This is a genomic window from Staphylococcus sp. GDY8P198P (assembly GCF_017891615.1).
GTDB lineage: Bacteria > Bacillota > Bacilli > Staphylococcales > Staphylococcaceae > Staphylococcus > Staphylococcus cohnii.
The window spans coordinates 255,077-267,338 of record NZ_JAESJQ010000001.1 but is presented as its reverse complement, the minus strand read 5'-3'; the positions used below and the strand labels follow the sequence as shown (position 1 = coordinate 267,338).

At 33.4% G+C, this 12,262-nt stretch carries 10 protein-coding genes; 5 read left to right on the top strand and 5 right to left on the bottom strand.

Annotated features, from left to right (window positions below; all coding sequences use genetic code 11):
- Nucleotides 1-25 precede the first annotated feature (25 nt).
- The 5 genes from rsmG to rpmH form a co-directional block, all read right to left on the bottom strand.
- Entirely contained in the window at nt 26-751 is a 726-nt protein-coding gene (gene rsmG, locus KA824_RS01050) for a 16S rRNA (guanine(527)-N(7))-methyltransferase RsmG (RefSeq protein ID WP_107384810.1), read from the bottom strand.
- A 1-nt stretch (nt 752) separates the two neighbouring features.
- Nucleotides 753-2,630, bottom strand: a complete 1,878-nt coding sequence (mnmG, locus tag KA824_RS01045; RefSeq protein WP_107384809.1) for a tRNA uridine-5-carboxymethylaminomethyl(34) synthesis enzyme MnmG — start codon at nt 2,628-2,630, stop codon at nt 753-755.
- 16 nt (nt 2,631-2,646) lie between these two features.
- Nucleotides 2,647-4,026, bottom strand: a complete 1,380-nt coding sequence (mnmE, locus tag KA824_RS01040) for a tRNA uridine-5-carboxymethylaminomethyl(34) synthesis GTPase MnmE (RefSeq protein WP_181187421.1) — start codon at nt 4,024-4,026, stop codon at nt 2,647-2,649.
- 152 nt (nt 4,027-4,178) lie between these two features.
- Nucleotides 4,179-4,526, bottom strand: coding sequence for a ribonuclease P protein component (gene rnpA, locus KA824_RS01035; RefSeq protein WP_107386350.1), 348 nt, complete (start codon nt 4,524-4,526; stop codon nt 4,179-4,181).
- Between the two features lie 140 nt (nt 4,527-4,666).
- Nucleotides 4,667-4,804 carry a 50S ribosomal protein L34 gene (rpmH, locus tag KA824_RS01030; RefSeq protein WP_000240855.1) on the bottom strand — a complete coding sequence of 46 codons (138 nt, stop codon included), beginning with the start codon at nt 4,802-4,804 and terminating at the stop codon, nt 4,667-4,669.
- A gap of 721 nt (nt 4,805-5,525) precedes the next feature.
- Between rpmH and dnaA the strand changes: the two genes are divergently transcribed.
- The 5 genes from dnaA (at nt 5,526) to gyrB (ending at nt 12,239) form a co-directional block, all read left to right on the top strand.
- The gene (gene dnaA, locus KA824_RS01025) at nt 5,526-6,893 is read left to right on the top strand and encodes a chromosomal replication initiator protein DnaA (protein WP_181187413.1); all 1,368 of its coding nucleotides are present in this window, start codon (nt 5,526-5,528) and stop codon (nt 6,891-6,893) included.
- 240 nt (nt 6,894-7,133) lie between these two features.
- On the top strand, nt 7,134-8,264 hold the full coding sequence (gene dnaN, locus KA824_RS01020) for a DNA polymerase III subunit beta (protein WP_019467929.1): 1,131 nt from the start codon (nt 7,134-7,136) through the stop codon (nt 8,262-8,264).
- Between the two features lie 676 nt (nt 8,265-8,940).
- The gene (gene yaaA, locus KA824_RS01015; RefSeq protein ID WP_171027031.1) at nt 8,941-9,174 is read left to right on the top strand and encodes a S4 domain-containing protein YaaA; all 234 of its coding nucleotides are present in this window, start codon (nt 8,941-8,943) and stop codon (nt 9,172-9,174) included.
- The gene (recF, locus tag KA824_RS01010; RefSeq protein WP_019467931.1) at nt 9,171-10,286 is read left to right on the top strand and encodes a DNA replication/repair protein RecF; all 1,116 of its coding nucleotides are present in this window, start codon (nt 9,171-9,173) and stop codon (nt 10,284-10,286) included. Before yaaA ends, recF begins: the two co-directional genes overlap by 4 nt.
- A gap of 12 nt (nt 10,287-10,298) precedes the next feature.
- A complete protein-coding gene (gene gyrB / locus KA824_RS01005) occupies nt 10,299-12,239 on the top strand; it encodes a DNA topoisomerase (ATP-hydrolyzing) subunit B (protein ID WP_181187414.1) in 1,941 nt (646 codons plus the stop codon).
- Nucleotides 12,240-12,262 lie beyond the last annotated feature (23 nt).

Here is a 12,262-nt window from a genome sequence, read left to right as displayed (position 1 = left end):
CTCCCTCTAAATTAGTTGTATTAAATCACTTTTCTTTTTCAAGTAATGGAGACTTATTGGGCATTCCTGGTTTTCTTGGATATTTCTTTGGTGTCTCACTTCTCTTATCAATCTTTATCATTTGCCTTTCACCAGCATCTTCTGGTAATTCATATGAAATGACATCCTGAAGTTTACCACCGAGGATTCCTATACCAAAACGCGCTTCTTCCAATTCTTCTTCGCCTTTAGCTGATTTTAAAGCAATGAATTGTCCACCCTTTTTAACTAACGGTAAACACAATTCGCTTAATACGGAAAGTCTAGCAACTGCACGTGCAGTTACAATATCATAAGACGCCCTGTAGTCTCCCTTTCCGTAAATTTCTGCGCGATCATGTACAAAATTCACATTTTCTAAATCTAATGCTTCTGCTAATTGATTTAAAAAATGGATGCGTTTATTTAATGAATCTACAATTGTAATTTTTAAATTAGGATAAATAATTTTTAATGGAATACTTGGAAAACCAGCACCAGCACCAATATCACAAATTGTTAGCTCTTGTGTCAAATCCGTATAAAAACTTAGTGCAATTGAATCATAAAAATGTTTCAAATACACTTCATGTTCTTCAGTAATACTTGTTAAATTCATTTTTTCATTCCATTCAACGAGCATTTGAAAATACGTTTGAAATTGATGTTGTTGTTTTTCTGTAAGTTCGATATCTTGTGTGCTGAGTTGCTCAGTTAACCATTTTACACTCATCTTAATTTTCCACCCTTTGTATTTTACCTTGTTCTAGGAACACTAATAAGATCGAAATATCTGCAGGATTTACACCTGAAATCCGAGATGCTTGCGCAATATTTAACGGTTTAACTTCCGCTAATTTTTCGCGTGCTTCAGTCGCTAAACTATCAACTTTACTATAATCTAAGTCTTCTGGAATTTTCTTTTCTTCCATACGTTTTACTTTTTCAACTTGCTGTAACGACTTATTGATATAGCCTTCATATTTTGTCTGAATTTCAACTTGCTCTTCAACATCACTAGGTAATTGATTTTCTTCTTCTAAAATTTCTAGAATCAAGTTATACGTCATTTCAGGTCTACGCAATAACTCCAAGGCTAATATACCGTCTTTCAAGCGTGAACCGCCTTGCGCTTCAATAATTTCTTGTACACGTTCGTGCGGTTTTATTCTAATTTCATTTAAGCGTGCTTGCTCATCTTTTATCATTTGACGTTTTTCATTGAAACGCGCATAACGTTCTTCAGAAATCATACCTAATTTATAACCTAAATCTGTTAATCGTAAATCTGCATTGTCATGTCTTAATAATAAACGATATTCTGCACGAGATGTTAATAAACGATATGGTTCATTGGTACCTTTTGTTATAAGATCATCTATTAAAACACCAATATAGGCGTCTGAACGGCTTAAGATGACTTCTTCCTCATCTAGTACTCTTGACGCTGCGTTAATTCCAGCCATGATACCTTGTCCTGCCGCTTCTTCATAACCAGAAGTTCCGTTGATTTGTCCTGCAGTATATAAGTTTTTAATTTTTTTAGTTTCTAGTGTTGGCCACAGTTGTGTCGGTACAAGTGCATCATATTCAATTGCATATCCTGCACGCATCATATCCGCTTTTTCTAAGCCTGGAATTGTTTCCAACATCTGACGTTGAACATGTTCAGGTAAGCTTGTTGATAAACCTTGGACATAAACTTCATTGGTATTTCTACCTTCTGGTTCTAAGAAAAGTTGATGTCTAGGCTTATCATTGAATCTTACAAATTTATCTTCAATTGATGGACAATATCTAGGTCCTGTACCTTTAATCATGCCTGAATACATCGCAGATAAATGTAAATTATCATCTATAACTTGATGTGTTTCTCCATTGGTATATGTTAACCAACAAGGTAATTGATCTAAAATATATTCCGTTGTTTCAAAACTAAATGCTCTACCAACGTCGTCACCTGGTTGTATTTCTGTTTTAGAATAATCAATCGTTTTGGCATTAACACGCGGTGGCGTACCAGTTTTGAATCTCACTACTTCAAATCCGAGATTTCTAAGATTGTCAGCTAGTGAAATAGATGGTAATTGATGGTTTGGACCACTTGAATATTTCATGTTACCTAAAATGATTTCACCACGTAGAAATGTACCAGTTGTAATAATGACCGCATCTGCCCAGTATTCTGTGCCGATATTCGTACGTACGCCTTTGATGACTTCATCTTCAATAATTAAGTCATCCACCATACCTTGCATAATATCAAGGTTTGCTTCATCTTCAATTACCTTTTTCATTTCTTGTTGATAAAGTACTTTGTCAGCTTGTGCGCGAAGTGCTCTTACTGCCGGGCCTTTGCCAGTGTTTAACATACGCATTTGGATATGCGTTTTATCGATTGTTTTCGCCATTTGGCCACCTAATGCGTCTATTTCACGAACTACTATTCCTTTAGCCGGGCCACCAACTGATGGGTTACATGGCATGAATGCAATATTATCTAAATTTATTGTTAACATTAACGTTTTGGCACCACGTCTTGCTGAAGCAAGTCCAGCTTCAATACCAGCATGTCCGGCTCCAATTACTATTACATCATATTCTTGAGCCATACTTTTTTCCTCCCTTTTATTTTCCTAGACAGAATTGACTAAATAATTGATTTATCAATTCTTCACTTGCGGATTCTCCGATAATTTCACCTAAAATTTCCCAAGTTCTCGTTAAATCTATCTGAACCATATCCATTGGCACACCAGCTTCTGCAGCATCTATAGCATCTTGAATTGAGTTTCTCGCTTGTTTTAACAATGAAATATGTCTTGAATTCGATACATATGTCATATCCTGATTTTGGACATCTCCTGCAAAGAATAAATCTCTAATTTGTATCTCTAACTGATCAATACCTTCTTGTTTTAACATTGATGTTTGAATGATTGGCATATCTCCAACCATTTCTTTTACTTCTGAAATATCTAATTGTTTGTCTAAATCCATCTTGTTAATTATGACAATGGCATCTTCATTTTTAATAACTTCATATAATTTGCGATCTTCTTCTGTTAATGATTCGTTATAATTTAGCACAAACAAGATTAAATCCGCTTCACCTAAAGCTTTGCGTGAACGTTCTACACCAATACGTTCAACGATATCTTCCGTTTCACGTATCCCAGCAGTATCTACTAACCTTAAAGGTACACCGCGAACGTTTACGTACTCTTCTAAAGTATCTCTAGTCGTACCAGGCACCTCTGTAACAATCGCCTTATTGTCTTGGATCAGGTTATTTAACATGGATGACTTACCAACATTCGGCTTACCAACTATGACCGTTGCTAAACCTTCTCTCATTATTTTCCCTTGTGTGCCTGTATCTAATAACTTATTAATCTCTGTCTTAATTTGATTTGATTTTTCTAATAAAACTTCTGTTGTGGCATCTTCCACATCATCATATTCTGGATAATCTATATTAACTTCTACTTGTGCAAGGATTTCGAGAATGGATTGTCGCTGTCGCTTAATCATATCACTTAAACGACCTTCAATTTGATTCATTGCAACTTTAGATGCACGATCGGTTTTAGAACGAATAAAATCCATCACCGCTTCGGCTTGAGATAAATCAATACGCCCATTTAAAAACGCACGTTTTGTGTATTCACCTGGATCAGCCATTCTTGCACCGTGTGTCATCGTTAACTCTAACACTCTATTGATGGTTAAAATACCACCGTGACAATTAATTTCAACGATATCTTCTCTAGTAAATGTTTTCGGTGCACGTAAGACAGACACCATCACTTCTTCGACCACTTCATTTGTCTCAGGATCAACAATATGCCCATAATTTATTGTATGAGAAGGTACATGTTCTAATGGTTCTTTCCCTTTATATAATTTATCTGCAATATTTACCGCGTCAACACCTGACAAACGTACAATACCAATAGCACCTTCACCCATAGGTGTGGATATACTCGTTATCGTATCTAAATCCATCATCCATCTCGCCTCCTTTATTCTAAAATTTATCATTATAATATTGTAAATAGTTTTGGATCAAAAAGCTAACATCTTGTTCAAAATTTCTAATAAGTTAGTCTTAGGGTTGTGTGGCGTTAGACTGACGTCAGTCTAAATTATCCCCTACCCTACTTAATTCGTTTATTAAAAACCTTAGCTATTTTTAAAACATGTTCTAAACTTGCTTGGATTTGTAGTGTATCCATATCTTTAGCTGGCTGCCTGGCTATCACAATAATTTCCATTGGTAATATATTTTGTTTATGTACCTTGAAACTTTCACGAATAGCACGCTTAATTTTATTTCTAACAACAGCATTACCTAATTTTTTAGAAACACTAATACCTAGTCTGAAGTGTTCTAATTCTTTATTAGATTTCGTATAGACTACAAATTGACGATTTGCTACTGATTTTCCTTTTTTATATATAAATTGGAAATCACTGTTCTTTTTAATTCGGTATGCCTTCTCCACGAAACATCACTCGCTTATCTTTTCATTACATTTATTATTATATACCTAACATGTGTTGTATTTTTTAATAATAACAATAATTTTGCTACTTATTTTCGTTATTTTAAACCAAAAAAAAGACCACTGATGAGTCAGTGATCTTATGCTGATAATACCTTACGGCCTTTACGACGACGACGCGCTAAAACTTTACGACCGTTTTTTGTGCTCATGCGTTTTCTGAAACCATGAACTTTACTATGTTTACGTTTATTTGGTTGATAAGTACGTTTTACCATGCAAAAACACCTCCATCTGTATTCGGTTATCTAAATATTATAATAGATAAATTAATATAAGCTTTTTGCTTCAAGTCTTGATTTAATATTATTAATTTCTAGTCATAATTCAAGCAACTACTACAATATAACAAAATCTTTTTTATAAAGCAAGTATCAATTTCAAGCATGTTTTCATCTCATTATAATATGAATGAGTACTAGATATTTTTAAACTGTATTGATAAATACGTCTATTAATATAGAAGATTCACCTTATCATATAAATATTTTTCATTTCAAATCTAGAGAATTTTTAATTATACAAATTCCATACACTTTTTATAAATTATTTCCCAAGCCCACAAATCGTTTAATTTTTGATATACTATTCATTCTTGTAAGTTATCCACTTATTCACAGATACGCATGCTTATTTTGTGGATAATATTTCATCTATGCACAGGGTTATTTACGATTTAACAACATATTCACAGCCATTTGACAGAGGTGTTTGTTAAAAAGTATAATTGTGTGGATAAGTTATGTAAATATTGATAGATAAGGGATTATATTATGGAGATATATCCTAAATGGTTGTGTATAACTTATAATCCACAATGAGTTATCTACTGATTGTGTGTAACTTGTGGATAATTATTAACAGCTTGTGATTATGTTTATTCACACATGTTATTTCTGTGTATAACTTTTAAAATATAGAAAGTTGGAGTTTGCTATTATGTCAGAACAAGAAATTTGGGAAAAAGTTTTAACCTTAGCTCAAGAAAAAGTCAGCTATCCTAGCTATCAAACTTTTTTGAAAGATACAAAACTTTATTCGTTACAAAATGATGAAGCTATTGTAGTCATTGATGATCCTTTTGTAGCTAATTGGTTAAAAACACATTATGTTGAAATCGTACAATCTGCATTATATGAAGCTATTGGTCACGAAATCATGCCAGTATTTTACTCTGAAGATGAATTAGAAAGTTTAAAATCTGAAAAAAAACAAGATGTTAAACAAAGTGCTAATGAAAAAGAAGTAGACCTTGATACTGTTGATGTAGCAAAAGTTGGTGATGAACAATTCAATATCAACAATACATTTGAAACATTCGTCATCGGTCCCGGAAACAGATTCCCACACGCTGCGAGTTTAGCTGTAGCCGAAGCACCGGCCCAAGCATATAATCCATTATTTATATATGGTGGTGTAGGATTAGGTAAAACCCATCTAATGCATGCTATTGGCCATTATGTCTTAGATAATAATCCAGATGCCAAAGTCATCTATACATCTAGTGAAAAATTTACTAATGAATTCATTAAATCTATCCGAGACAATAAAACAGAACGTTTTAGAGAAAAATATCGTAATATCGATGTGCTCTTAATAGATGATATACAATTCATTCAAAACAAAGAACAAACTCAAGAAGAATTCTTCCACACATTTAATGATTTACATCAAGCGAATAAGCAAATTGTTATTTCTAGTGATAGACCTCCTAAAGAAATTGCTAAATTAGAAGATCGACTACGTTCTCGCTTTGAGTGGGGATTGATAGTAGATATTACACCGCCAGACTACGAAACCAGAATGGCGATTTTGCAGAAAAAAATTGGTGAAGAAAATATAAATATTCCTACTGAAGCCTTAACGTATATCGCTAATCAAATACAATCAAATATACGTGAACTTGAAGGCGCACTTAATCGTGTATTGGCCTTTTCAAAGTTACAAGGACAATCTATCACAACTGAATTAACAGCAGCTGCACTGAAAGATATCATCCAAGCACCTAAATCTAAAAAAATTACTATACAAGATATCCAAAAAGTTGTTGGAGAATACTATAGTGTAAGAATAGAAGACTTTAGTGCCAAGAAACGTACAAAATCGATTGCTTATCCACGTCAAATTGCTATGTATTTATCACGTGAATTAACTGACTTTTCGCTGCCTAAAATCGGAGAAGAGTTTGGTGGACGTGATCATACTACTGTTATTCACGCACATGAAAAAATAGTAAAAGATATCAATAATGATCCGACATTTAAGCAAGAAGTTGAAAATCTTGAAAAAGAAATTAGAAACCAATAAAACAATCTGTACTATAACAGATTAATAAATCAATTTAGAGGTATAACAAAATAACTTATTTTTTAACTTTGTGGACAATGTGCAAAAGTAATACACACTGTGCACAAGTTATCCACAGTCGTCAAACAATGACATGATTGTATTAATTTGAGTTATCCCCTAATCCACAAGCCCTACTACTATTACTACGGGTTTAAAACCTATATAATTATTATATAAACGACTGGAAGGAGTTTAAAAATGGAATTTACAATTAGAAGAGATTATTTTATAAATCAATTAAATGACACATTAAAAGCAATCTCACCAAGAACTACATTACCTATACTAACGGGTATAAAAATTGAAGTTAAAAACAATGAAGTCATACTTACTGGTTCAGATTCAGAAATCTCAATAGAAATTACAATTCCTAAACAAGTAGATGGAGAAGACATTATTGAAATTACAGAAACTGGTTCAGTTGTACTCCCTGGTCGTTTCTTTGTAGATATTATTAAAAAACTACCAGGAAAAGAAGTTAAATTATCAACAAATGAACAATTCCAAACTTTAATAACTTCTGGACATTCAGAATTTAATTTAAGTGGTTTAGATCCAGATCAATATCCTTTATTACCACAAGTTTCTCGTGATGATGCCATTCAATTATCTGTAAAAGTGCTTAAAAACGTGATAGCACAAACGAATTTCGCAGTGTCCACCTCAGAAACACGCCCAGTACTCACTGGTGTTAACTGGCTTATACAAGATAATGAATTAATATGCACAGCGACTGACTCACACCGCTTGGCTGTGCGAAAAGTAGCTTTAGAAGATGAATCTGAAAATAAAAATGTCATTATTCCAGGTAAAGCTTTAGCAGAATTAAATAAAATTATGTCTGATAGTGAAGAAGATATCGATATTTTCTTTGCATCAAACCAAGTATTATTTAAAGTCGGAAATGTAAACTTTATTTCACGTCTCTTAGAAGGTCACTATCCAGATACTTCACGTTTATTCCCAGAAAACTATGAAATTAAAATAGGCATAGATAACGGAGAATTCTATCATGCTATTGATCGTGCGTCTCTATTAGCACGTGAAGGTGGAAACAATGTTATTAAATTAAGTACAGGTAATGAATTAGTCGAACTATCTTCTACATCACCAGAAATTGGTACTGTGAAAGAAGAAGTAAAAGCGGATAACGTTGATGGTGGCAATTTAAAAATTTCATTTAACTCTAAATATATGATGGATGCACTTAAAGCAATCGATAACGATGAAGTTGAAGTTGAATTCTTTGGTACGATGAAACCATTTATTTTAAAACCAAAAGATGATGATTCAGTTACACAATTAATTTTACCAATTAGAACATATTAAGCTTTTGTTCAAGAGATAGAGCCTGAGACAGATTTATGTCTCGGGTTTTTTATATTGTAGATATTTAAAACATAGTAAGCATAACTTAGAGGTGTGGACAGAATCTTGATTTAAAACCCATTTTCAATTCAGTCATCTACTGCCAATATGAAATGCGTTTGAGGCGAATCTATTATGTCTCAACCTCTGTCACATATAAACCATTGCTTCACTCTTTTTTATTTCGAAGTAATTTCATAAAATAAAACGTGTATATTGATAGAGATATATTAATCATAAACATTTAACGCTACTTACATGCTATTTAGAGCTTAAATATAAGCAATTTAAACTTTTTTAGACTTATGATACCTAAAACTAATAATTAAGCTGAGAAAGTCATTAAAATTCAAAATCATAACATTGTCGTTGAACGCATATTAAAATTTTTTATGAAATATTGCGTAATTAAGAACATTAATAATTAATTTTTAAGTAGAATCTTTTTTTAAGAAGATAGAATATTAGGAAGAAAAGTTTGTTATAATATATGAGTGTTACCTTGTTAAAAGTACTTTTGTAAATAAATTTCAATAATAGTAAAAATTATACATAAGAAAACGCTTTCTATCTGCATTTTGCATGAAATTTTTCTCGAAAAAAGGTATAATATATAGATGAGTTTAAAAGGAATGGAGTGATTGATTTGGTTGAAGAAGTAATTGTTGATGGAGACATTACTTTAGGGCAATTTCTAAAGACAGAAGGTATTATTGAATCTGGTGGTCAAGCGAAATGGTTCCTGCAAGATTTTGAAGTAATGATCAATGGTGAGCGCGAAATGCGTCGTGGTAAAAAATTAAACCATCAAGATAACATCGTTATACCAGAAGTCGGTTCATTTTTGATTATACATCAAGGTGAAGAATGAAACTAAAGACACTCCAGCTAGACAATTATCGTAACTATGAGTCAATTACTCTAAATTGTCACCCTGAAGTCAATATATTGATTGGCGAGAATGCGCAAGGGAAGACTAATTTATTGGAATCTATTTATACACTAGCATTAGCCAAAAGTCACAGAACATCAAATGATAAAGAACTCATACGTTTTGATCGAGACTATGCTAAAATAGAGGGTGAACTCAGTTATAGATATGGAGAAATGCCTTTAACGATGTTTATAACTAAAAAGGGTAAGCAGGTTAAAATCAATCACTTAGAACAAAGTAGACTGACACAATATATCGGTCACTTAAACGTTGTCTTGTTTGCACCTGAAGATTTGAATATTGTCAAAGGCGCACCTCAAATAAGACGTAGATTTATAGATATGGAACTTGGACAAATTTCAGCTGTATATTTAAATGATTTGTCTCAATATCAAAGAATTTTAAAACAAAAGAATAATTATTTGAAGCAATTGCAATATGGTCAAAAGACTGACAGCACTATGCTTGATGTCTTAAACCAACAATTTGCAACATATGCACTCAAAGTTACATTAAGACGTGAACATTTTATTAAAGAACTTGAATCATTAGCCAAACCTATTCATTCTGGTATTACAGACGAGAATGAAACACTATCATTAAGGTACCTTCCTAGTATCAAATTAGATGCGGAAGAAAAAAGTGAGACGGAACGCTTAGAGGAAGTCTTAACTTTACTAGATGATAATAAAGATCGTGAAAAAGATAGAGGTGTCTGTTTGTTTGGCCCTCACAGAGATGATTTAGGTTTCAACGTAAATGGTATGGATGCTCAAACTTACGGTTCGCAAGGACAGCAAAGAACGACGGCTTTATCAATCAAACTTGCAGAAATCGAACTGATGAATATTGAGGTAGGTGAGTATCCCATCCTATTACTAGATGATGTGTTAAGTGAATTAGATGATTCACGTCAGTCTCATTTATTGAGCACAATTCAACATAAAGTGCAGACATTTGTGACGACAACATCAGTTGATGGCATTGATCATGAAATTATGAAAAACGCTAAACTTTATCGCATTAATAATGGCGAAATTATAAAGTAACGGAAAGTGAAGGTGGAAGCATTGTCAGATGTGAACAACACGGAAGATTATGGTGCTGGTCAGATTCAGGTATTAGAAGGTCTAGAAGCGGTTCGTAAGAGACCAGGTATGTATATAGGCTCAACTTCAGAAAGAGGACTACATCACTTAGTTTGGGAAATTGTTGATAACAGTATTGACGAAGCACTTGCAGGTTATGCTGACCAAATCGACGTTATTATTGAAGAAGATAATTGGATAAAAGTAACAGACAATGGTCGTGGTATTCCTGTTGGTATACAAGAAAAAATGGGACGACCTGCCGTTGAGGTTATTCTAACTGTACTACACGCTGGTGGTAAATTCGGCGGTGGCGGTTATAAAGTTTCCGGCGGTCTACATGGTGTAGGTTCTTCTGTTGTAAATGCTTTATCAGAAGATTTGGAAGTGTATGTATACAAGGATGAAAATATATATCATCAAGCATATAAAAAAGGCATACCTCAGTTTGATTTAAAAATCATTGGTGAAACTGATGAAAGTACTGGTTCTACAGGTACTGCGATTCGTTTTAAAGCTGATCCTGAGATATTCACTGAAACAACAACATATAATTATGAAGTCTTGCAACAACGTATCAGAGAACTGGCGTTTTTAAATAAAGGTATCTCAATTACATTAAGAGATGAAAGAGAAGAAGAGGTTCGTGAAGATACTTATCACTATGAAGGTGGTATAAAATCTTACGTTGAAATGTTAAATGAAAATAAAGAACCTATTCATGAAGAACCGATTTATGTACATCAATCAAAAGATGATATTGAAGTTGAAATAGCGCTTCAATACAATAAAGGCTATGCTACAAATCTTTTAACATACGCGAATAATATTCACACTTATGAAGGTGGTACTCATGAAGAAGGCTTTAAACGAGCGCTCTCTCGTGTGTTAAATAGCTACGGTCTTAACAGTAAAATCATGAAAGAAGATAAAGAAAGACTTTCAGGTGAAGATACACGTGAAGGCTTAACGGCTGTTGTTTCAATCAAACATGGTGATCCACAATTCGAAGGACAAACTAAAACTAAATTAGGTAACTCCGAAGTACGTCAAGTTGTTGATCGTATATTCTCCGAGTTGTTTGAACGCTTTTTATACGAAAATCCACAAGTAGGTCGAACAATCGTAGAAAAAGGGATTATGGCATCACAAGCACGTCTTGCAGCTAAAAAAGCGCGTGAAGTGACACGTCGTAAGTCTGCGCTAGAAATTTCAAGTTTACCAGGGAAACTTGCAGATTGTTCTAGTAAAGACCCTTCTCGAAGTGAAATTTTCATCGTCGAAGGTGACTCTGCCGGAGGGTCTACAAAATCTGGTCGTGACTCAGAAACGCAAGCCATTTTACCATTACGTGGTAAGATATTGAACGTTGAAAAAGCACGTTTAGATAGAATTTTAAATAATAATGAAATACGTTCTATGATTACTGCTTTTGGTACTGGTATTGGTGGAGAGTTTGATTTAAGTAAGGCACGCTATCACAAGATTATCCTTATGACAGATGCCGATGTTGATGGTGCACATATTAGAACTTTACTATTAACATTCTTTTATCGCTTTATGAGACCGTTAATTGAAGCTGGATATGTTTATATTGCACAACCACCATTATTCAAATTGACACAAGGTAAACAGAAATACTATGTGTTTAACGAACGTGAATTAGAAAAACTTAAAGCTCAATTGGATCCAAGTCCAAAATGGTCTATTGCACGTTACAAAGGTCTTGGTGAAATGAATGCTGATCAATTATGGGAAACAACTATGAATCCAGAGAACAGAGCTATGTTACAAGTATCATTAGATGATGCGATTGAAGCTGACCAAGTTTTTGAAATGTTAATGGGCGATGTTGTTGAGAACCGTAGACAGTTTATTGAAGATAATGCAGTTTATGCAAACTTAGATTTCTAAGACAATGAACTGAATTTTTGAAG

Excerpts from the sequence above, each read along its gene's own strand:
- rsmG (WP_107384810.1), bottom strand. The coding sequence starts at position 751 with ATGAGTGTAAAATGGTTAACTGAGCAACTCAGCACACAAGATATCGAA.
- mnmG (WP_107384809.1), bottom strand. The coding sequence starts at position 2,630 with ATGGCTCAAGAATATGATGTAATAGTAATTGGAGCCGGACATGCTGGT.
- mnmE (WP_181187421.1), bottom strand. The coding sequence starts at position 4,026 with ATGGATTTAGATACGATAACGAGTATATCCACACCTATGGGTGAAGGT.
- rpmH (WP_000240855.1), bottom strand. The coding sequence starts at position 4,804 with ATGGTAAAACGTACTTATCAACCAAATAAACGTAAACATAGTAAAGTT.
- dnaA (WP_181187413.1), top strand. The coding sequence starts at position 5,526 with ATGTCAGAACAAGAAATTTGGGAAAAAGTTTTAACCTTAGCTCAAGAA.
- dnaN (WP_019467929.1), top strand. The coding sequence starts at position 7,134 with ATGGAATTTACAATTAGAAGAGATTATTTTATAAATCAATTAAATGAC.
- recF (WP_019467931.1), top strand. The coding sequence starts at position 9,171 with ATGAAACTAAAGACACTCCAGCTAGACAATTATCGTAACTATGAGTCA.